The sequence below is a fragment of the Vibrio sp. TBV020 genome (assembly GCF_046056895.1).
GTDB lineage: Bacteria > Pseudomonadota > Gammaproteobacteria > Enterobacterales > Vibrionaceae > Vibrio.
In genome coordinates, this window is sequence record NZ_JBEEAQ010000001.1 from 1,256,943 (window position 1) to 1,279,340 (window position 22,398).

At 45.0% G+C, this 22,398-nt stretch carries 19 protein-coding genes; 6 read left to right on the forward strand and 13 right to left on the reverse strand.

All coding sequences use genetic code 11. The annotated features are described in order from the left end of the window. Nucleotides 1-2: 2 nt before the first annotated feature. Nucleotides 3-959 carry a LysR family transcriptional regulator gene (locus tag AAFX28_RS05425; RefSeq protein WP_408686356.1) on the forward strand — a complete coding sequence of 319 codons (957 nt, stop codon included), beginning with the start codon at nucleotides 3-5 and terminating at the stop codon, nucleotides 957-959. Between the two features lie 52 nt (nucleotides 960-1,011). Here the strand turns inward: AAFX28_RS05425 and AAFX28_RS05430 are convergent, their stop codons facing one another. Then, on the reverse strand, nucleotides 1,012-1,797 hold the full coding sequence (locus AAFX28_RS05430) for an SDR family NAD(P)-dependent oxidoreductase (RefSeq protein ID WP_408686358.1): 786 nt from the start codon (nucleotides 1,795-1,797) through the stop codon (nucleotides 1,012-1,014). A gap of 240 nt (nucleotides 1,798-2,037) precedes the next feature. Here AAFX28_RS05430 and AAFX28_RS05435 point away from each other — a divergent pair, with 240 nt between their 5' ends. Next, nucleotides 2,038-2,277, forward strand: coding sequence for a YdcH family protein (locus tag AAFX28_RS05435; RefSeq protein ID WP_408686359.1), 240 nt, complete (start codon nucleotides 2,038-2,040; stop codon nucleotides 2,275-2,277). 50 nt (nucleotides 2,278-2,327) lie between these two features. Here the strand turns inward: AAFX28_RS05435 and AAFX28_RS05440 are convergent, their stop codons facing one another. Further along, on the reverse strand, nucleotides 2,328-2,828 hold the full coding sequence (locus tag AAFX28_RS05440; protein WP_408686361.1) for a hypothetical protein: 501 nt from the start codon (nucleotides 2,826-2,828) through the stop codon (nucleotides 2,328-2,330). Nucleotides 2,829-3,066: 238 nt separating this feature from the next. Here AAFX28_RS05440 and AAFX28_RS05445 point away from each other — a divergent pair, with 238 nt between their 5' ends. From AAFX28_RS05445 to AAFX28_RS05455, 3 genes are all read left to right on the forward strand, one after another. Beyond that, nucleotides 3,067-5,538, forward strand: coding sequence for a collagenase (locus AAFX28_RS05445; protein ID WP_408686363.1), 2,472 nt, complete (start codon nucleotides 3,067-3,069; stop codon nucleotides 5,536-5,538). Nucleotides 5,539-5,729: 191 nt separating this feature from the next. Then, the gene (locus tag AAFX28_RS05450) at nucleotides 5,730-6,281 is read left to right on the forward strand and encodes an outer membrane beta-barrel protein (RefSeq protein WP_408686365.1); all 552 of its coding nucleotides are present in this window, start codon (nucleotides 5,730-5,732) and stop codon (nucleotides 6,279-6,281) included. Nucleotides 6,282-6,376: 95 nt separating this feature from the next. Continuing rightward, a complete protein-coding gene (locus tag AAFX28_RS05455) occupies nucleotides 6,377-7,354 on the forward strand; it encodes a histidine ammonia-lyase (RefSeq protein ID WP_408686367.1) in 978 nt (325 codons plus the stop codon). A gap of 260 nt (nucleotides 7,355-7,614) precedes the next feature. On the opposite strand, the gene AAFX28_RS05460 is transcribed toward AAFX28_RS05455, so the two are convergent. The 11 genes from AAFX28_RS05460 to ribA all read right to left on the reverse strand — a co-directional run bounded on the left by AAFX28_RS05460 (nucleotide 7,615) and on the right by ribA (nucleotide 20,000). Then, complete coding sequence (locus tag AAFX28_RS05460; protein ID WP_408686369.1) at nucleotides 7,615-7,740, reverse strand: hypothetical protein; 126 nt, start codon at nucleotides 7,738-7,740, stop codon at nucleotides 7,615-7,617. Between the two features lie 179 nt (nucleotides 7,741-7,919). Beyond that, nucleotides 7,920-9,707, reverse strand: a complete 1,788-nt coding sequence (locus AAFX28_RS05465) for an aminopeptidase P family protein (protein ID WP_408686371.1) — start codon at nucleotides 9,705-9,707, stop codon at nucleotides 7,920-7,922. Beyond that, the gene (locus AAFX28_RS05470) at nucleotides 9,704-10,702 is read right to left on the reverse strand and encodes an ABC transporter ATP-binding protein (RefSeq protein WP_408686372.1); all 999 of its coding nucleotides are present in this window, start codon (nucleotides 10,700-10,702) and stop codon (nucleotides 9,704-9,706) included. The genes AAFX28_RS05465 and AAFX28_RS05470 overlap by 4 nt, the downstream gene beginning before the upstream one ends. Before the next feature lie 8 nt (nucleotides 10,703-10,710). Continuing rightward, nucleotides 10,711-11,700 carry an ABC transporter ATP-binding protein gene (locus AAFX28_RS05475; protein ID WP_408686374.1) on the reverse strand — a complete coding sequence of 330 codons (990 nt, stop codon included), beginning with the start codon at nucleotides 11,698-11,700 and terminating at the stop codon, nucleotides 10,711-10,713. Between the two features lie 9 nt (nucleotides 11,701-11,709). After that, entirely contained in the window at nucleotides 11,710-12,639 is a 930-nt protein-coding gene (locus AAFX28_RS05480; protein WP_408686376.1) for an ABC transporter permease subunit, read from the reverse strand. 10 nt (nucleotides 12,640-12,649) lie between these two features. Next, nucleotides 12,650-13,570, reverse strand: coding sequence for an oligopeptide ABC transporter permease OppB (oppB, locus tag AAFX28_RS05485; protein ID WP_408686378.1), 921 nt, complete (start codon nucleotides 13,568-13,570; stop codon nucleotides 12,650-12,652). A 333-nt stretch (nucleotides 13,571-13,903) separates the two neighbouring features. Further along, nucleotides 13,904-15,514 carry a peptide ABC transporter substrate-binding protein gene (locus AAFX28_RS05490; RefSeq protein WP_408686380.1) on the reverse strand — a complete coding sequence of 537 codons (1,611 nt, stop codon included), beginning with the start codon at nucleotides 15,512-15,514 and terminating at the stop codon, nucleotides 13,904-13,906. 386 nt (nucleotides 15,515-15,900) lie between these two features. Beyond that, complete coding sequence (locus tag AAFX28_RS05495) at nucleotides 15,901-17,088, reverse strand: alpha/beta hydrolase (RefSeq protein WP_408686382.1); 1,188 nt, start codon at nucleotides 17,086-17,088, stop codon at nucleotides 15,901-15,903. 216 nt (nucleotides 17,089-17,304) lie between these two features. Then, a complete protein-coding gene (locus AAFX28_RS05500) occupies nucleotides 17,305-18,069 on the reverse strand; it encodes a transcriptional regulator (protein ID WP_408686384.1) in 765 nt (254 codons plus the stop codon). A 13-nt stretch (nucleotides 18,070-18,082) separates the two neighbouring features. Beyond that, nucleotides 18,083-18,754 (reverse strand): GntR family transcriptional regulator, encoded by a 672-nt coding sequence (locus AAFX28_RS05505; protein ID WP_408686386.1) that lies wholly within the window; start codon nucleotides 18,752-18,754, stop codon nucleotides 18,083-18,085. A gap of 190 nt (nucleotides 18,755-18,944) precedes the next feature. Continuing rightward, entirely contained in the window at nucleotides 18,945-20,000 is a 1,056-nt protein-coding gene (ribA, locus tag AAFX28_RS05510; protein WP_408686388.1) for a GTP cyclohydrolase II, read from the reverse strand. 216 nt (nucleotides 20,001-20,216) lie between these two features. On the opposite strand from ribA, the gene AAFX28_RS05515 reads away from it, so the two are divergent. After that, nucleotides 20,217-22,358, forward strand: coding sequence for a glycoside hydrolase family 19 protein (locus tag AAFX28_RS05515; protein WP_408686390.1), 2,142 nt, complete (start codon nucleotides 20,217-20,219; stop codon nucleotides 22,356-22,358). Nucleotides 22,359-22,398: the final 40 nt, after the last annotated feature.

Sequence of the window (22,398 nt, forward strand, 5' to 3'; positions counted from 1 at the left end):
AGATGGCGTTAGTGAATCAACTCTCTCTTTTTATTGATGTCGTACAGCAAGGCTCGTTTACTAAGGCGGCAGCACTTCATGACATGGATAACTCTTCTTTGTCTAAGCAGATTAAGAAACTGGAGTCTGAGCTTGGGGTACAACTTCTCAACCGCTCGACCCGCTCTTTTTCACTGACGCCAGCGGGCGAAGAAATCTTAACGCAAGCACATAACTTGGTTGGCACGCTAAATCACGTTCAGTCAATTGCTGACTCTTATCACACTCAGCCAAAAGGCCGAATCCGAATCACCGCTCCGTACCATGTTGGTCGTAACCACCTACAGCCAGTGATCACCAAGTTTATGGCGAGCTATCCGGATGTAGAAATTGAATTGCTGTTAGATGATAAGCGCTCAGACATTATTTCTGATCACTTTGATCTTGCTTTCCGCTTAGGTCGTTTGGATGATTCAAACTTGATTGCTAAGAAGATTGCAAATATTCGTCCGGTCCTTTTGGCATCACATAGCTTTATCGAGCAGTATGGTGAGCCGAAAACGCCAGAAGAGTTAGCTAAGTTGCCATCAGTGATATATACCAACCGATCTTTGACCGTTGATACAATGAGATTGGGTGAAACACCTGAAGCGACAGTCGCGACGAATTACAAGATGAAAGGCAATTGTAAGGTCAATGATGTCTCTGTCTTAATTGACGCCGTAGCGGATGGACTAGGCTACGCATGGATTGCATCGTCAAACCTCAATCAAAACATTGAAGATTTGAAGCTCAAACCTTTGTTAACTGACCATCTACTATGCAACCAAGGCCTAGCTTTGTATGCACTATATCCCCATCGTAAGCAGACAGCACTAGTTAGAGAGTTTATTGCTGCGGCTCAAGCTTATATAGGCACGCCACCAATTTGGGAGCAATATATCCCTCACTTTGCTGAGAGCTATAAAGCAACTAAATGACCTTACAGCTACTCAGCATAGGAAAGCGTGTTTATCGCCTTGCGCTGATTATCTAAATCAGCGCGTCAATCGCCTCGACTACTTGGTTAACCTTTGCTTGATTTAGGGCGTCAGGGTGTGGGTCGGCAAACGCTTCCACGTCATTATCAAAGTAAAGACCGGCGGCTTGGTTGAACTCGTCAGATAGGCTTGCTCGTACCAGAATGTCTGCGCCTAAACTTAAGTCGTTACCTGCCACCCCGTAAGCTTCTTTTACCATTTTGCTGCCTAGGAACGACTTAGGATTTACAGAAACGATGATTGGTCCTTGCTCTCTATTCTCCAACCCTAAATGGCGTGACCACATAGTAAGCGCTAACTTGCTTTGTGCGTATGCTTCTCCATCGCCTAACGTTTTTTTTCCGTTTAGCGCGTCAATATTAACGCTTGCTTGTGCTGCTGAAGAGAGATTCACTACTCGGCCAGAAGTTGGGATAATTGGTAATAGCGCTTTGGCCAATTTGTAAGGTGCTAGTGTGTTCACCACAAAGCGCACATCGAACCCATCTTGTGTTGCCGGTTGATTTGTTGCATAGACACCGGCGTTGTTGATCACCACGTCGATGTTAGAAAAATCTCGCTTTAGGGTATCTGTCAAAGTGTCGACCTCGGCTAAATTAGAAAGGTCAGCAACGTAACTCGACACTTTACCTAGTGCAGAAAGCTTCTCTTCAACGCCTTTTAGTTTTGAAGGACTGCGACCGTGGACTAATACGTGGTGACCTTGCTCAACCAGCACTTTTGCTGTTTCGAAACCAATACCGTCTGTAGCGCCTGTGACCAAAATAACTTTTTGCATTGTGTTGTCCTCTTCGTTGCTGATGGCTCTAGTATGGTGCAATGCATCTTGTTTAGCATTAACTTAAAACACCAATCATTATGGAACTAAAAATCCATAATAGAGTGGTTAACTCATTTTATTCAGGGTCAGATGTAATAGTGAAATGCAAGGAAGTGCGCAGTGACACACACAGTGAATTAATTTCTTGCTATGGTTAAATTTCGAACAGATTTATTCCAATCAAAATAAGGTGCAAGTATGCTTGGTGAAGATCACTCTCTGATTAAAGAATTCCCTGAACACAAAGACGCTATCAACGCACTCGCGCGTGATAATGAAGATTTTGCGCGCATGATGAAAGATTACAATGCTCTAGATAAAGAGATCCGTAAATTGGAGTTAAGAGACTCACCAATCAGTGACGAGGACATGCATAAGATGAAACATGATCGTGCCGAACTAAAAGATATACTGCACGCCAAGATTCAATCGCTGTAGCAAACACACCATTAAGCCCCAGCCGTAGGGGCTTTTTTTTGAGTGATATTCTAAAAACCACCAGCCCAAGCATCAAACTCATTGATGTTATCGTTCTCTTTTTGGCTTCTTGGAGCGGGGTAGTAAGGTAAAGCGAGTAATTTTTCAGACGCCATTAACTCCCAATCGGGCGTTATTTTCATTCTGACTAACTTGTCATCATTACTACGAACAAACATGTAGTATCCGTCGTGATGGGTATTTGCGTAGCTAGCTATGCGCACTTTGTCGCCATTTGGTAGACGGACCATACGGCCTAGAGGGTATAACTGATGCAATGCAAAACTGACATGAGCGTCGTTGACATATCCTTGCTTAAAGCGTTTTAACCCAATGGCTGTAGAGGTTGTTCGATGACTCCAGCCGGCTAACAACAACCCTTTCAAAGAGTCCTTAAATACTTTGCCTTTGGGGTCACCTTTATTGGAAATAAACTGAACTTCAAGCTCGTCTCCATTTTGTTGTTTGATTTCAAGGAACTGCTCACCAGTTCGATCGGCCATCAACTTCACAATTACACTCCAATCTTTTTATTGCGTATTCTATTTCATAAACAACATGTTGCTTTGGTCTAAATCAAAAGGAGCTTAGTTATCGAATCTTCATAGCTTACAAATTGAGACTCAAAAAATGAATGTTAACAAAATGTTTCATTGAATGATGCTTCGGGTCTAGATTCAGGTTGACGCACCTATGCGTTGGTCAAGAAAGACCTCCTTATTTGAATAGTCAAACGATAGAAGAGTTAAGATGGAACTTAAGAAGTTAGCAATTGCCGTGGCAGGCGCGATATTTAGTCTGAATGCCTATGCGTTCAGTGAGCCAACCCCTCAAGTTGTTGATCATACGACAAATCATGAGCATGACGCTCATCATGGTATTGAACAAAACAAACATGAGTATGCACCAACTAAGACCCTTGTAAAAAAGCCGCAGCCAACGATGCAAATGTTTTCACAAATGTCAGTGGAAGCCGCGGTTGTTTGTGATATTGAAGCCTTTGCAACCTCAAGTAGCAGTGCTTTGATAAATGCTATTACTAGCCAAGGCAGCGATTGTGTTAATGAGCTTTTTTCGGCGGAAAGTCGCATACAAGAATCGGCATTTGAATCTGGCAATATGTACAACGTCGCCAAGCATACCGCCTCTTTAGCGCGCTCCTATCAAGGTGGTGGTAGTGATGAGCTTGAAGCTCTGTTCTTATACCTCAGAGCGGGTTATTACGCCGAGTTTTACAATGACCGTATTAGTTTCGTTTCTTGGGTGCAGCCTGCGGTGCGAGAAGCGATTGATGCGTTTGTGAGAAATGCTGCGTTCTATGAAAATAGTGACGCGCATGGCAAGGTGCTCAGTGAAGTCATTATTGCAATGGACAGTGCGGGACTTCAGCATGAATACATTGATGTTGTGACACAGTGGTTAACTCGTTGGAATGCTCAATACGCGCAGCAATGGTATATGAGAAACGCGGTAAACGGTGTGTTTACTATATTATTCGGCGGTCAATGGAATGATGAGTTCGTCGCGAAAATTGGCGCACAACAAAGTTTAGTGGATGCATTGGGTAACTTTGCCGCGAACCGTGATTCTATCGGCCGAGATGATGAGTTCATGACAGCGAATGCAGGTCGTGAGCTTGGCCGGCTGCTTCAATACACCAATACTGCGATTGAATCGAACGTAAAAACGAAAGTGAAGAGCATCTTCAGCCAATATGAGATGTTTGGCTACGGTGATAGTGTTTGGCTTGCAACTGCTGACACGGCATCTTATTACGTGGAGTGTTCAGAATTTGGAATATGTAACTTTGAGCAAGAGCTAAAATCTTTGGTATTGGCACAAAGTTATACCTGTAGTCCAACGATACGAATCTTGTCGCAAAATATGACGCCTGCACAACACCAAGCAGCTTGTGACAAAATGGGGTACGAAGAAGGCTATTTCCATACCCGTCTTGAAACAGGTAATCAGCCAGTTGCTGATGACCACAACACTCAACTTCAAGTCAATATTTTTGATACCAGTGATGATTATGGCAAATATGCCGGCCCAATCTTCGATATTGATACCAATAACGGCGGGATGTACCTCGAAGGCGATCCTGCGACCCCAGGGAATATTCCGAACTTCATCGCTTACGAGGCTTCTTACGCCAATGCAGACCATTTCGTGTGGAACTTAGAACACGAGTATGTTCATTACCTCGATGGACGCTTTGATATGTATGGCGGGTTTAACCACCCGACAGAAAAAGTGGTGTGGTGGAGCGAAGGGGTAGCGGAATATGTTGCCAATGAAGACAACAATCCGCGTGCGATTGAAACAATTTTGGATGGTTCGACCTATACATTGCAGGAAATCTTTGAAACAACTTATGACGGCTTTGATGTTGATCGAATCTATCGTTGGGGTTATCTCGCAGTTCGCTTTATGTTCGAGCGTCACATGGACGACGTTAACCAGATGCTAGTGGAAACACGTAGCGGTAATTGGAGCGGATACAAAACCATAATTAGCCAATGGGCCACGCAATATCAGAGCGAATTTGAGCAATGGCAGCAGCAATTGGTCAATGGTGGTGGTGAGCAGCCATCTGCACCAACCGCAGTAATTAACGTTGTGAGTGAAGGTAAAGTCAATGAATCAATATCATTCAGCAGTGCAGGTAGCCAAGACCAAGATGGCCAGATTACCCAATACCTATGGGACTTCGGTGATGGCACGACCAACACATCGCCCAATCCGACGCACCAATTCACAAGCGCAGGGAACTACACAGTCCGCCTAACGGTGACGGATAACGAAGGTTATGCGAATACCGCTACAGCAGTTATCACCATTACAGCCGCTGGTGGTGTTGGTGGATTGCCAAATGATTGTGTGGTGAAAGGTAAGGTTAGCGGGGGGCGACTTGTTGCGTCTGAGCCTGCATGTCTTGCTACTCAATCAGTCGTATGGCTGAGCATTGAAGGGGTGGATCAGTATCAGTCTATGGCGATTACCTCTGGTAATGGTTCAGGAGAGCTGAAGCTTGAGTATAGCAACTATGGTTGGCCAAATGATCAGGGTTCAAACTTGCATGGTTGGTCTGACAATCCTGGTACAAGTGAATGCATCACTTTAGGCAGACAAGCAAACTATTGGGGGTATTTAAAAGTGTCAGGAAGCTTTGAAAACGCAGCGATTGCGGTGGATTTTGATACGCAAACTTGTCGCCAATAACCCTCAACTAAATTGATTTAAATCCAAGCCAGCAAAAGATTTACAATGTAAATTTTAGCTGGCTTTCGCCTTTCATCTCTTTCCATTTCCTGTATCCCTTACATGGGCTTACGTGCGCTTACACACAAGAAAAATGAGTATTGCTATGATTCGTCGCAACAACACGACTGATAAAAATCATAGGAACCATTATGAAAAAAACGATTCTAGCGATGTCACTGATTGCTGCGTCACTTTCAACAGCAGCAGTGGCACGCGATGGCTTTTACGTCGGTGGCGCATATTCAATGATGCACTACGACACCATCCTAGCCTCTAGTAATGAAGTTGAAGATGGCTTTACCGCTTACACAGGTTACAACTTTGCGTTGAGCGATCGTTTTGTTTTGGCGACAGAAGTGGAATACAAGGATTTAGGATCAACAACCGAAAAGTGGGCCAATATCTCGACAAAAGCGAGCGTCACTTCATACGGTGTGAACCTGTTACCTAAAGTTTATTTTGGCGACCATTTTCACCTAATGGCAAAGCTTGGTTATCACAACTTTGATATTGACGCCGTTGCGACAATTCAAGCGGGACAGTCAAGAACTCTATCTGACAGTGACACTAGTGCAGTATATGGCTTAGGCCTTGGATGGGACGTTACTCAGCACTTCACACTGCAAACAACATACGAAGTATTTAGTGCAAGCAATAATGACGTAGCGTCAGCCAACGTTGGTCTGGCATACAAATTCTAATTTGCCACGTTGGCATTTTTGCATAGGGCAAGGACGCCCGACCTTAATATCTATCTTCCAATACTCTACAGAGTTGCAAACTCAAGGCTCGGTCCATGAACTTCAAAAGACACCCGATATCGCTTGTTCTTCCGCTGATTATTACTTTAACGGCTTGTGATGATGGCTCATCAACCAATGCGAAACCAAATCCGGTTAATGCACAGGTTTATAGTAAGCTCGATTGTTATGAAAAGAGCTATGGTACGGTTATATCACAGCGTGTTGATGTTGCGAATTGTGCGTTTGAAGATGGTGTCTATGTATTGCCGATGAACACTGCCACTCAGAAGCAACATGAAACGGTTATTAAGCAAGTTGAAGACTTTCTACATATGGCATCAAGTGATGTTAACCAGAGGTTTTCTAATCGTACCATTGTTATCGGTGTAACTACTGGTGAACCTAGCGGTAGTACATTGGATGAAGAGTTTATACTCGATCTTTCTCGCTTTGCTGATAATAGTTCGACACTCGAAGGTATTGAGTTGGTCTATACCGATATTGGTGGAACAGATGAAACACTGACCACAACCGCTTATCAAAAAATGATGCAGTTGTTTGACTATTACATCGATGGTGACGATAACCATGCATTGGGGATGAAGCTCAAAAATGCCTACGACGATCATATATCGTTGATCAACTACGATAGCTCGCTCTATTACAATGAATGTAATTACGGCAATGGTTACGTTACGACACCTAGGGTTAAGGGTACTGCTGTAGATTGTGATGAAGACCCGAGTGATTCAGTAGATGAAAGCAACGGAAAACTGGACGAAATTCATGATATTAAGGCTAACCTAAATCCAGGAGCTGGCTTTGGTGTTGTCTACGAATATATGTTGACTGGGAAGTTCAAAACCAGCGCCGAATGGACATCTGCACCTTCTACACCTTTAGAATCGACGGATGGTTTAAAGGTAGGCTCTGGGGCGAATAATGCGTCCAACTTTTCAAACTCTGCGTTTGTTCCAGTGGCTAAGTATTTAAACGAAAACTTCTTCGTCAATGAATCGAAGATATACTAGGTCTACGGGTTCAAGTGTTAACGATAGAAAGGGGATAAGCGCCCCTTTTTGAGTGTCCAATCTCGAATTGTGCGCTAACGAATGCTCAGAGCGCTGCGAAGTAGAGAACGCCTTCGGTGATGAAATAACTAAGTACTTTCCCCACGACAGCAATGAGCAAGCTCTCTTCGACAGAAATGGTGGTGACTCGATGTAAAAGATATACCAGTATCCCTAAACTGATCACCCAGCCAACAACTGGAATAAATGTAAGTAAGGAGCTAAAAAATGACGATCAGTGCAAGGCTCGCAAAATGAACCTTGCCTAGCAGCATCTGAGAAGCAATGTAGGTACAACAAGTCGTTATGAATACTTCCAACGTAATATACAGCGCAACAGAATCCATAAATAGGCTCCCTTTTCCTATCTGGGTTCCTAGCTTGTCGTTGTTCGAACTTAGTTGTGCTTTTTAATTAGTGTAGATGAGTCGTGTTTATTTGCAGAAAACATGGGGAAAACGGAGAAAAAAGCCGACCCGAAGGCCGGCAAACTTAAGTTGTAAACACAACAAAAGGAGATTCAGAATTAAATTGGTTGCGTTGCCTTATTGAGCCACTCACACTCGTCGGCAGAAAGGTAAGAATCAAGCTGAGATTGGCATTTCTGATGGTAACCATTCAACCAAGCTACCTCGCCTGAATCGAGCATAGATTTTTCAATCATCGATGTCGCAATTGGGGCCAGAGTAATGGTTTCAAAGCCGTAGAATGTTCCAAATTCGTTTTCTTCAACTTCCACAACTTTCATGATGTTTTCGATACGCACACCATGGATTCCTTCGCGGTAAACTCCTGGCTCATTGGTGATGACCATTCCTGGCAATAAGGCGACTTCTCGAGGATTCTGTGAGAAGTTTTGCGGCCCTTCGTGAACGTTTAAGCAAATGCCCACTCCATGACCAGTGCCACATTTGTAGTCAATACCATGCTGCCAAAGAACACCGCGCGCCATAATATCGAGATTCGCACCGGTCGACCCTTTCATGAAGCGAGATTGGGTGAGGCGAATGACTGCTTTGAGCACCAAAGTGTAGTCGCGTTTTTCTTGTTCAGTCGGCGAGCCGAAATGGAATGTGCGCGTAATATCGGTAGTACCACCAGGGTATTGACCGCCGGAGTCGACTAAAAAGAAATAAGATTCGCCGACCTGATAACTGCTCTCTTCATTTGCTGCGTAATGCATTTTTGCGCCGTGCTCAGCATAACCAGCAATTGTTCTAAAGCTATCGCAGATGTAACCATCGATTTGCTTGCGATAACTCATTAATCTGTGTTCGGCGTTGAGTTCGGTTACGTTGCCGCTAGGAACTTGTTCGTCGAGCCATTTCATGAACTTGACCATAGCTGCACCATCTTGGCGTAGAGTTTCTTCTAGACTGTTAAGCTCGGTCTGGTTCTTTTGCGCTTTCATTACAGTCACTGGGCATGGTTTATCGACAAGCGTAAGCTCTGATTTAATTTGGCTGATGAGCAGGCTGTCGCTATTCTTCGCAGTATAAATAAGTGTAGAACCCTGGTTTATAAGGTTTAGCGCTGTGCTAAGGTGCTCATAGTCATGGATGTGGACTTGATGTTGAGCGAGCTGTTGGCTTACAGAATGAGTCAACTTGCTCGGATCAATGAACAAGCGGCAACTACTCTGGTCAATCAGTAGGTAGCCTTCGGAAATCGGGCAGTAATTGGTATCACCGCCACGGACATTCAGCGTCCACATCACGTCGTCGAGCGTGCTAATAAGTATAGCGTCGGTAGATTGTTCGGTTAGGTACTGACGAATCTGTGTCACTTTATCTGTTGCGCTCAGCCCTGCAACACTTATTGGGTGGTTGAATAATGGAGACGAAGGACGAGCAGGGCGGTCATGCCATATCGGAGAAATCAGGTCTTGGTCGAGCACAATACGTATCGATTGACCGCTAAAGGCTGCTTTAAGCTCGGCAAAAAACTGTTGGCTGATACTGCGACCATCTACACCTACTGTGGAGTTTTCTGGCAGAGTTTGAGCTAGCCATTCAGCTATTGTTGGTGTTTCTGGGAGTCTTGCCTTAAACAATGCTAGCCCAGAACCTTCCAGTTGTTCTGCACCTTGAATATAGTAACGGCCGTCTGTCCATAAGCCGCCGCCATCTTTCGTAACAACCACATCTCCGGCGGAGCCAGTAAACCCTGAAATCCATTGGCGCGCTAACCAGTAGTCTGCTGAATATTCACTGGCATGAGGATCATTGTTTGTGACGATGTAAGCGTCAAAGTTATGCTGGTTCATGCCTTTGCGTAAGGCGTCAAGGCGTTGTGGAACCGTAGTGATTGTCATAGTTGTTGGCTTCCTAGCAAAGTATGTGTACAAAAAATATGGTGATCAATCTGCCCACTCTTGGTTGGCTTTTGTTCTCCGCAGAGCTCCGTCGCGCTTGGGCAGCGGGTTCTGAACACGCAACCGCTTGGTGGGTTAAGCGGTGATGGCAAATCTCCCGGCAACAATTGAATATCGCGATTGCGCGCGAGTGTTGGGTGAGCAATGGGTACCGCAGAGAGCAGCGCTCTTGTATAAGGGTGTTTAGCATCATCAAACACTTTGTCATAGCGTCCGACTTCCATCGGTTTACCTAAATACATCACCATTACACGGTCACTGATATGTCGAACGACGCTTAGATCGTGGGCGATCATCACCAGTGTCAGCCCCATTTCTTGCTTAAGGTCATCAAGTAGGTTGATGACCTGAGCTTGAATCGAGACATCGAGAGCACTGACGGGCTCATCACACACGACTAAATCAGGCTTCAAAATCAGTGCACGAGCAATGCCCACGCGTTGACATTGCCCACCTGAGAACTCATGAGGGTATCTATTTCGTTGGCTCGCAAGCAGGCCAACCTTGTCCATCATAGCAATGACTCGATTTTCGATTTCTTTGCGCGTTAATTGTGGTTCGTGAGTCAGTAAAGGCTCAGCGATACATTCGGCAATCGTCAATCGAGGGTTTAAACAGGCTGACGGATCTTGAAAGACCATCTGAAACTCTCGGCGACGCTTTGCCAGTTCATTCTTGCCAAAGCCTCGCATATCTTCACCTTTCCAGTGCAGTTGCCCGTCGCTTGGTTCAATAAGACGTAGTAAACCCCGTGCAAGGGTCGATTTACCGCAGCCAGACTCACCAACAATACCTAATGTTTCACCGCGATAAACGTCGAGATCGATACCATCAACCGCTTTAACGACTTTACGTTTGCTTGGCAGAATATGTTTGTTGATAGCAAAGTGGACTTTGAGATCGCGTGCTGAGAGCAATATTTCAGGTTTTGTCATACATTCTCCTAAGCTGAGCGGGCAATATTGGCAATGGTCGCTGGTGCATTAACATGGCAAGCAAGACCTTGGTGACTAGATAGCGAACGAAACGGTGGTACAGTTGCGCTGCATTCTGCTCTGTAATTACTGCAACGCTCTTTAAACGGGCAGCCCTTGTTATGAATCAGCGCACTTGGCGGATTACCAGGTATGGTTGGTAATCTGTCCATATCTTCGGTGATGGAAGGGATCGCCTTAAGCAAACCTTGGGTATATGGGTGTGCTGGGTTATCGAAAATAGAGTCGGTATCCGCTTCTTCCATTTTTCTTCCCCCATACATAACCAATACACGGTCACACATTTCCGCTACGACTCCCATATCGTGAGTGATGAGCAAGATAGCGGTGTTAAACTCTGCTTGCAGTTCACGCAGCAACGTTAAGATTTGTGCTTGTACTGTTACATCAAGTGCAGTAGTTGGCTCATCGGCAATGAGTAGCTCCGGCTTACATAACAATGCCATCGCGATCATCACACGTTGACGCATACCGCCAGACATTTCATGAGGATACTGCGCCATACGTGTCGCAGCAGAGGGGATACGTACTGCATCCAACATAGCAATCGCTTCGGTTTCGGCTTCCTTTTTAGACATACCTTTATGAATCATCAGTACTTCAGCTAACTGTTTGCCGACCTTCATAAATGGGTTAAGCGAAGTCATTGGATCTTGAAAGATCATGCCAATCTTTTCAGCTCGAATATGATTGAGTTGCTTTTTGGACATAGTCAGAAGATTTTCACCGTGAAAGTTGGCTTCTCCTGTGACTCGGCCGTTGTCAGCGGTTAAACCCATGAGCGCGAACACCGACTGGCTTTTACCAGAACCCGATTCGCCAACAATGCCCAGTGTTTCTCCTTTATTGATCGAATAGGAAAGATCGCTCACGGCTTGAACCAAACCATCAGGGGTTTGAAAGCGCACATTCATTTTGTTAATCGATAGAATACTCATCACTACTCCTTAGCGATCTTTCGGGTCGAGTGCATCACGTAAGCCGTCACCTATGAAGTTAAAGCAGAACAGCGTGGCGACAAGGAAAATGGAAGGGAAGACCAATTGCCACAACGCAACGTCAATAGTCTTCGCTCCTTCAGCGATTAGGATTCCCCAGCTAGTATCAGGCGGCTGTACACCTAGACCTAAAAAGCTGAGAAAAGATTCAAACATAATGAAGCCGGGTACCATTAATGATGAATAGACCATGACGATGCCAAGAACATTAGGTAACACATGTCGACGTACAATCGTTAATCGAGAAACCCCAATCGAATGAGCGGCTTCAATAAACTCGCGCTTTTTAATGCTGAAAGTGACACCGCGAACTACCCTTGCTATTCCAAGCCATGACACCATGCCGATAACGACGAAAATTAGGTAAATGTTGTTGCCAAACAGGGTGACAAACAAAATGACCAAGAACATGAATGGGACTGAATCCAATACCTCGATAATACGCATCATCGTGCTATCAACAATGCCGCCAAGGTAACCCGACAAAGCTCCCCAAGCAGTACCTATTACCACGGCAACCAGTGCGCCCATGAAACCAACCATGATAGAAAGCCTGCCGCCTTGCATCGTCCGAGCAAAGATATCTTGGCCAAGGTCATCTGTACCAAAGTAATGACCAGAGCTCAGGGAGGGCTTGCCTAATTCATAAGGGTCTACAACGACATTCCAATCAATTTCATCGTGGCCAAAAGAGGCGAAATGAGGTCCGAAAACAATACAGAAAACAATGAACACCAATACGTAAACAGAGGTCATCGCCGCTCGGTTACGACGAAATCGTGCCCAAGCGTCTTGCCATAAGCTGCGACCTTCTACGGCTTCGATATTGGAGCTCATTTGATCAGCCAGCTCCTTGGCATCAATTTGTTTGGTTAACATTCGTTACCTCCTAAACACGAATGCGCGGGTCGATGACGGTGTAAAGAATGTCGACCACCAAGTTGAAAAAGATAGTAAGAGAAGCAACGATCAAGGTGATGCCCATGACCAATCCATAATCTCGGTTTAATGCACCGGAGACAAAGTGTTGCCCCATACCACCTGTACTAAAGAAGATATCGATGATCACAGAGCCAGTAACTACAGCAACAAAGCTTGGACCGAGCATGGCAATGATCGGGATGAGTGATGGTCTCAGAGCGTGATGAAATAAAATGTAGCTGGTGGAAAGACCCTTGGCTTTAGCAGTCCGAATATAAGGTTGATTGAGGGTTTCAATCATCGCACCACGCATAACACGGGCGATACTCGCTACCGAACCAATCGCAAGGCTAAGGACAGGAAGAATTAAAAATGCCATTTGGCCGCCTTCCCAGCCGCCAGCAGGTAACCAACCTAAATGAATTGAAAAGATTGTGACTAACACTGGAGCTAAAACGAACGCAGGGATGACGACTCCAGTCATCGAAAGTGACATCAATAAGTAGTCGAGTTTTCCATTGCGGTTAAGCGCCGCGATAGTGCCTAAGACCATGCCTAGAGGCACCGAGATGCAGAATGAAATCACGCCCAGTACTGCTGAAACAGGCCAAGATTGCCCAACCAGTTCAGTGACACTAAAGTCTTGGTAGACAAAGCTTGGACCTAAGTCACCCTGAATAAAGTTACCGATGTAGATGAAAAATTGGATGATAAAAGGCTCGTTGAGGTGGAACTTTGCTTCAATATTAGCGCGCACCACTTCTGGCATTGGACGCTCCATATCGAAGGGGCCTCCTGGCGCAATATGCATTAGCCAAAATGAGACCAACGCTATGAATAGGAGGGTCGGCACTGCAATGAGCAAGCGGCGAAGAATATACAACAACATGACGTATCCTTTCCTTAGAAAAAAGCCCGCAACCTACGAGGACGTCGGGAGGGTCTGTTAACCTTTTGCGGTTAAATTTTGTTCGAGATAAAAGCGTTTTTGTCGCGGCGAGAGGTTTGACGCCTAGTCTCCTAAGCAAAACACCTCTCAACAAAGAGAAAAACGCTTTTAGCCGAACCCTTCGGGCAGCGTTTGTGGCTCCTTTCTACTGCGTTATCGGCTTATCAGGTAGGAGCACTACATTTCAAAGCCTCTGCCTGGTATAAAGAAGCCACCAACAGCTGCAAAAATCACCTCAAAGGGTTAACAGACCCTAGGGGCAAACCGTCCCAATTAGTGGGCCTTTACGTAAACATTCTTGCGGTAGTATGAAGACTCTGGGTTAGTACGCTCATAACCCCCAACGTACTCTTTAATTAGGTATTGGTTGTTACCACTGCGGTACATCGGAATAATGGCCATATCTTCAATAAGCAGTTTCTCAGCTGCAATATACTCTGCAGATGGGTCGCTCAAACTCTTCGACTCTGTCATTAAACGGTCATACTCTGGGTTGTTGTATTTAGAGTCGTTGTATTCGCCAGTTGATACGAAAATATCTAACCATGTGGATGCTTCATTGTAGTCCGCAGTCCAACCACCACGGCTGATGTTGCCAGGATCTTTCAGTGCGTAGAATACTTTTGGCTCAAGCTGTTTGATTTCGATTTGAGCCCCTAGAACGCTCTTCCACATCCCCGCCATTGCCGTTGCCATCTTCACATCTTTTGAGAAGGTAGGGACGGTGAACGTTAGTTTCAACGGGTTTGAAGCGCTGTAACCTGCCTCTTTAATCAGCGCTTTTGCTTGTGCATTGCGCTTGGCTTGATCCCAAGTGGCGAATTCAGGAGTGTGAGTTTTAAAGCCGTCTGTTTGTGGTGGGACTAATGTGAACATCGGAATACCACCATTCTTAGCAATTGCTTTAGTGATGATGTTGCGGTCTATAGCGTAAGAAAGCGCCTGACGAACGCGAAGGTCTTTTGTTGCTCCCTTTTCAGTATTTAGGTAGTAGAAAGTCGAGCCCAATGAAGCACTGGTATCTGCTACTTGTTCTGGGAACTTTTTAAGCAGTTTGTTCTTTTGTGCAGAAGGAATTGAGAGTGCTTGGTCAATTTCACCGGCAAGATAGCGGTTAAGCGCCACATTTGCGTCGCCAATTGGTAGCCATGTAATTTTCTCTAATACTACGTTGTCGGCATCCCAGTAACTTTCATTTTTTTCCATCACCATTTTTTCATTCACTTTCCAATTAGAAACCGTGAAAGCGCCATTGGTGACGATATTCTCAGGCTGAGTCCAAGCACTGCCATGTTGTTCGATAGTTGCTTTATGAACAGGGGCAAGTACTGGATGGCTTAAGAGTTTGATAAAAAATGGGACGGGTTTTTCTAAGGTGACTTCAAAGGTGTAGTCGTCGATTGCACGTACGCCGAGCGTATTTGCAGGCGCTTCACCCTTCATTATCTTATTTGAGTTCTTGATACCAGGAATGGCAGCAAACCAAGCGTAAGGAGAAGCTGTTTCTGGATCGATTAATCGCATCCAACTGTAAACAAAATCGTGTGCCGTCAGCGGGTCACCATTGGACCACTGGGACTCACGTAGGTTGAACGTATAAACCGTATTGTTTTCATTGGCTTGCCAGCTTTCGGCTATACCAGGAATGGTTTTACCTTGCTTATCTTGTACCGTCAGGCCTTCGAATAGGTCTCGACCTAAGTTAAAAGCAGGTTCAGCGGCTTGCTTTGCAGGATCAATTGATGTGACCTCTGCGCCGTTGTTAAGTACGATTTCTTGTTTGTCAGCAAGTTGTGTTCCAGCTGGGTAAGGCTTTGCGATGGTATTGCCTGCCATAAATGCAGCAGCAATAGCGCTCAATGCGATCAGTTTTTTGGCTTTCATAGCTTCCTCGTTATTTCCTTATAGGAGTAACCCTTTGGTGAAATGGGAGGGGAGGCTAACGCCACGAACGGCTTGGGGCTAACCGACATTTCACCAACAGGGATGAGGTGAATGTATATTGTATAAAATGGTCTAACAAATACTATTTAACATGTTTGTAACAAGGTGGCAGGAACAGAGACCAGCGGGCTTAGTTATTGAGACTGGATAAAATCTAACCAATAATTATTGAGAAACCGCTGTTTGATCACAGCGTTTTATAAAGGCATTGAATGTGGGTGAAATTTCGCTGTGATGGCTGACAGACAGTAGCGAATATATATCTTGCTTGTCAAAATAGTAAAAGGCCAGCAATAGGATTGCTGGCCTGGTTATTCTGCCTTTCTTTACATGTACTTATTAAAGAAACCTGTGATAGCTTGCTCTGCTGCTTCCCCATCTGGGCAGTGGCCCGAGTTGCCAAAGTAAGCCACTTCACCATGAGTTGATAGTCCGGCTGTATATTCCATCTCTTGAGGTGGGTTCACCATGTCATCTTTTGTGTTGATCGCAAGGATTGGCACCTCTGTAACGTTCTCTTTATAGCCGCGTGTTTTAAGCGCTAGTGGGACTGTCCACTTGCCATAAGAGCCTAAATCGCTCACGTCTTCAACACCTACGCGGTAACCATAAGACATCACAGACATGAGTGGTGCATCATAGAAAACACTAGTGTCGGTCAGGACGTCAGTCACAACTGCGCAACGTGCTACGGCAGCTTTCAGCTCTGGTGTATTTATGGTAAACATCATCAGTGGAACGCCACCACCAGAAGAGCTTAGTGCCCCAACGTTGCTACTATCAAGGCGTTGGTCAGACTTAACGTAAGCTAAAGCAGCTTGGTGAGCTTGGTCTTCTTTTCCTAGTTCTATGTGGATTTGATTGTTTAAACCGCCACCAGGGATATCAAACGTGAGGACAGCATAGCCATCTTTCAATAGGCTATCGATAGAATCACGGTGTTCAGTCAATACTTTATCGACTCCACCAGTGTAGAGAATAACAGGTGGCTTATTGGCCTCTTTTGGCAAGTGTAACAGACCAGTAATTGTGCCGCCTGCTGGTAATGGCATCTCTACGCGCTCGACGTTAATTGTCTTACTGAATGCTTCAGCCTTAACATATGTCTCGACAGAGCGCTCAATGGCATTATGCTCTTGAGGAGTTAAGTGATTCGGGTATGACGCGATTAGGTACATCATAGAGGCTTTACGAAATGATTCGTAATCAGTTGCGGATGCTGCCAAGGCGTCAGCGGCTTTAGTAAATTCGTATGTCCAGTTGCCCGGCTCATCGTTGTTGATAAAGTCTCGTAGCTCACCGCCAGAGTTAATGCGTTCAAGTACAGAGCGAATTTCTTCTTTTGGTACGACTTTCTCCCAATCTTCCATACGTAGTTCACGGAACCACTGCGATTGGTCCGCTTCTAGCGCTTGCTCACCGCGGAACTTAGAGTGTGCATCCATGTTGCTTGTTGTACAGCCAACAGCCGTTAAGCCGAGTAAGATACTAAGGGCGATTGTTTTCTTATTCATAGTTAACTCGTATATGTTTATTGGTTTAATTTTCCGAGTAACTATATCGAGTGAAATGTAGAAAATTTGCGTATAGGTGACGCTAAAATGGATATTTAGTTCACGATTTATGACTCGAACGTAGATCTGAGCCTTAAGAAAGGAGCGAGTTTGGCGGGTTGAATAACAGAAGCATTTTAAGCCGCTGCTCGATGACAGCGGCTTTTAAAAATGAAATTATCGGTTTCTGAAGCGCGCAGACACCGTTTTGAGAAGTTCACCATCTATTTCTGGCAGGCCATCAGAAAAGAAAATCTGTTGGCCGGGAATATTGCGAAACAGAACGTTGGTTAGCTCGCCTGTTCCGTTAGCGCAATTGGCAGCATGCATTTCGCCAATTTTTTGATCGATCTCTTGTTCAAGTTTGAGTCTCTGTTCTGCTGTGAGACGAACTCGAGCGTGGCACACTTGAGATAGAGTTTGATCTGCCATGGACACTTGTTCAAAGCGACGCTTAAATAGAGTATCTAGAGCAGTACCTTCTTCCATAATAAAACGACGCCCGGAGCGATAGAACACCTTATCGCCGAGGTTTTCGATGTATCCAAGTACTTCTGCAATGCTTAAGTAAAAACGCAAACTGGTATCAGACAGCTGGTATTCTTTCGCGACGTCTTCAGGAGGCATGTTGCAAGAAGTTACTAAGTAGATAAAGTCGAGCAAATAAGGATACTCTACAAAGAGTTCATTCTGCTCGTCAGATAAGAATTGTTCGTTATCTCGCTGTATTTGAATGGCAATCTCAGACAGTTCTTTTAGATCCGTATTGAGGTGGTTGGTATAGATGAGGATCTTATCCAAACCAAGGGATGGGTTGTGCAAATGCCGTTTTATCGTCGACAGTGGGATACCGGTTTTTTCCGACAATGCGCTATAGCACAAGCCTTCGTCCTTAATTTTAAGGCGGATAGCGGCTAGCAAAAACTCTGGTCCAATATGCATTCAAATCACTCAGTTACGATGGTTTGTTCTGACGCTCTAACAACAGATCACGGATGGCGGCACCTGCTTCAAGAATGTGTTTCTTGAGCATGTATTTTGCCCCATCTATATCGCGGTTTTGGCACATTTCGAGTAGTGCCTGATGCTCTTTATCTGCTTTAGCCGTGCCTTCTGTAAATAGAAGCTGCATTCGAATATAGCGGTCGCACTTAGTGTTCAAGTTGTAGATGACGTCCATAGTTTCTGGCATTTCGGCAGGGGCATAGAGCGCTTTGTGCAGTTCGTAATTGTAGTTACTCCACTCTTCGACCTCGTCACCACGGCTCACCACATCATCAAAACGTTCGCGAATTGCGTTGGCTTTCGCTAGGTCCTCGTCGGTCATCTTCTGAATTGCTCGCTCTAAGATGTGACACTCAACCACGGCTCTCAACTCAAACAACTCATCAATTTTGTCGGGGGAGAGTTCCGTTACGGTGGCGCCTTTGTGAGCTTCAAAACTAACTAGTCCTTGCGCTTCAAGTTGCATCAAGGCTTCTCGAACAGGGATTCGGCTGACGTTAAACTCCTTTGCCAAAGCATCTTGTCGCAATGGCTGACCGGTTTTTAACTCGCCTTTGAGGATTTTAGTACGAATCGCTTCTTCGACTAATTGGGTTCGAGTTTTAAAAACAGGTTGTGACATCCAAGTCTCCAGTGTTACTTCTTCAATATTGTATTCAATATACTATTTTGAATGAAAATGTGAACGAACAACGTGCCAATGACTTCTTTTTTGGGGGATAGGTCAATAGTTAGGAATTTGGCCGTGAGGCTATGCCAGCATTGAAGAGTCTGTGAGGACCTCATCAAGTAGGCCCTCACTTTAGTAAGATTTATTGCTTGATAAATTGACGGTCAAATAAATGACCGAGTTTCGCGGCTTTGGTTTCAAGATAGAACTGGTTATTCGTATTGCATCCTTCTTGAAGAGGAACGCGTTCCTGAATATCAATATGCGCTTGTTCTAGCGCTTTCACTTTGCGCGGATTATTGGTCATAAGACGCACGGTATCAATTCCAAGGTAACTAAGCATTCCTCTACAGAAGCGGTAGTCGCGCATGTCTGCAGAAAACCCCAGGCGTTCATTAGCTTCGACTGTATCTGCGCCGTCATCTTGCAAATGGTAGGCTCGAATCTTGTTAAGTAGCCCAATTCCACGGCCTTCTTGTCGTAGGTATAGCAATACTCCTGCACCTTCATCGGTGATGTTTTGTAATGCTCTATCAAGTTGGAAACCACAATCACATCGAGTACTGAAAAGTGCATCACCCGTTAAACACTCTGAATGGAGACGAATAAGAGGCGCTTTGACCGAAGAGATATCACCATAAACCAGCGCGAGATGTTCCTTACCCGTTTCTCGTTCAATAAAGCCATACACCTCAAACGTTCCCCATTTAGTAGGAAGTTTTGCCTTATCAACAAATTGAATCAGATTGAAAGGTTCTGAGTCTTTTAACTGCTCTCGAACGGCCATTAGGATCTTGCCGAGGTGATTCTCGCCTTGTCCATCTTCTCCATCTCCCCAAAAAGCATCTTTATGGGAATGTTCGGTAAGAGTCGCATCGCCCGTTTCAATTAACTTGAACGCGAGCAATGGATTTTGGCGAAACTTTTCATCAACAATAAATCGCATGACATCTAAGCGGACTTCCATCCAGTCTGCTCTCTCTTCGAGCTGATATTTACGGCTTAAGGCAAACGCTAAATCGGGGGATTCACAGTGCTGTATTTTGGCGTGGATTTCAGGGTCGATGAATTTTTGTGCTTGGTAATAGTGTTCGCTGGTGGACCAAATTTGGCCATCGATATTAATTGGCGACTCGTAAAAGTTTGAAAGGAACCCATAGTCATCATCGGGTTCATAAAATTGAATATCACAGTCCATGTGCCTCTCCTGATACAGTTAATCGATCACACTAAGAAACATGTTGCTTATTAAGAACTAGTTGTTGATGATTACAATGTCAATTGAGGAGTGTTTATTTGTTCTTGGAATATGTGAGCAAATCATTACGCTTATGAATTAAAGAGTGTGTTCGCTCGCTACACTGGTCAATAAAATATGACTTTCCACAACCGGTGGTATATTGGGAAGTTATATATGAAAAACAAAAACTTAAATTTAAGTAAGTTAACATTAACGCTTATTGCAAGTGGGTTAGTTTCAACTGGTGTGTATGCAGCGCCCAACACTGCTCCAAGCAGTAAAACAGTACCTAACGCAGAATCGATAGCTGTGTACAACCATAGCCTGAGTAACGAGAGAAGCTTTGCGAAACAAGCAGCACAACGTGAAATCTATTCTGGTTGGGATCAACTACCTGTGTTTGACGTAAATAAAACGTATGAACGAGCAGATTCGAGCGTAAAGTTTACTGATGGCCAACGCTGGGGGGTATTCAAAAATAAGTGGTGGGTGAAAGGTGAGTCGCCAAGTTTCATCGACGCTAATGGTGCGTGGGAACTGGTTAGCGAAACAGATATTTCAGGTCACTATTTGCCTGAATCTGTCACTGTGAATAATTGGATCAGTTCGTCGGCTTATAGCGCTGGAGACAAAGTAAAACATTCGATCAATGGAGAGGTGCTATATTTTGAGGCTAAATACTGGACTCAAGGTACTGAACCAGCACTGACTGTTTCGAATGGTGGAACGGCTCAAGATTGGGAAACTCCGTGGAACCAAATCGATGGGGTATCTGATGATGTGACTCCGCCAGTTACACCGGATCCTGACCCTGAGCCTCCGGTGACAACAGATCCAGAAACTCCAGTGACACCGGACCCAGAGCCGGAATTACCAATCACTCCAGATCCGGAGCCAGAAATCCCGGTTACTCCAGAACCAGAATTACCAGGTGAATTATGGAACTCGACGACGGCTTATGTTGCAGGGGACAGAGTCAAGCACACGATTGACGGCTCAACGTTATTGTTTGAAGCAAGATACTGGACGAAAGGCGACAAGCCAGTACTGACGGTATCTAGTGGGGGAACGTTGCAGGATTGGGAAACTCCTTGGCAAGTTGTTGATGGAGTGGCTCCGGAACCTGAGCCAGAAGTGCCAGTCGAGCCTGAACCTGAGTTACCTGTTACTCCAGATCCAGAACCGGAAGTGCCGGTAACACCTGATCCAGAAACTCCAGTTATTGATCCACCTACTGACCTGCCAGCCGACGGCTATGAATTCTTGAGTGAGCTAACTAACGAACATTGGGATTGGTTCTTCCCTATGCGTTCTGGTCGCTACAATGTTGAAGGTGGAACTCGTAACCAACCTCCATTTGCGCTTGCTGATGGTTCTACAGATACGTTTAATCTAGACGCATTCAAGCGTGCGGTACTGGAGTACAATACGTGGGCGGAAAGTAAAGGCTACAAACAGTTCCTGAATGAAGGGACTAAGTCTCAGCAAGCTCTAGAATTCACAAGCTTTTGGGCGAAATCATCGCGAGAGACTTCTGGCTCGTGGGACAATGCTCCTGCGCCATGGATCGTGAACGATAAAGACGCTGGTATTGTTTGGAAAGGTGCACTTTACTGGGTCGAAGAAGTGGGTTATTCAACTAACCCTGACGGTACTAGCCCAGCAATCAACTATGTCGATGCTGGCTCTACCGCTTATCCGCCTGCTGAAGGTCGTTCTTACTATGGTCGAGGCATTATTCAGCTATCTTGGAACTATAACTACGGTGCGTTTAGCTACTGGTTATATGACAATGGCATGATGCGTGATTTGATCACGGAACGTGACACCTTGCTGAAGCGTCCAGATTATGTTGCAAGCCGCGGGGATCTATCGATCTTATCGGGTATTTGGTTCTGGATGACGCCGCAAGGTGCAAAACCATCTTCGCATGATGTCATGATGGGTAACATCACTCACGTTTCAAGTAGTAGTCAAGAATTAGGGCTACCACAACGTAATGATGGCGGCAGTATTGTTACGGCTGAAGGAGAGTCTTACGATGAGGCTGTTATCTCTTACCGTTTAGGTACTGTGACTAACATTGTGAATGGTGGATTAGAGTGTAATAAGGCTGCGTCTTACCATACTGGTCCGACTCAACGTGCTTCATACTACAATGCCTATGCTAAGTATATGAATGCGAGTATCAATGGTATTCAGGTTCCTACCGTTCAAGATTCAACGAACGTTTGGTCAGTTAAGGTTAACGATCAAAGCCCTGATAATCTAAAAACATCGACTTGTTACGCTCAGAAGAGCTACTACGGTTGGTAACATATCAGTGAAAACCTAATAGGTTTTGCTTTAAGAAACA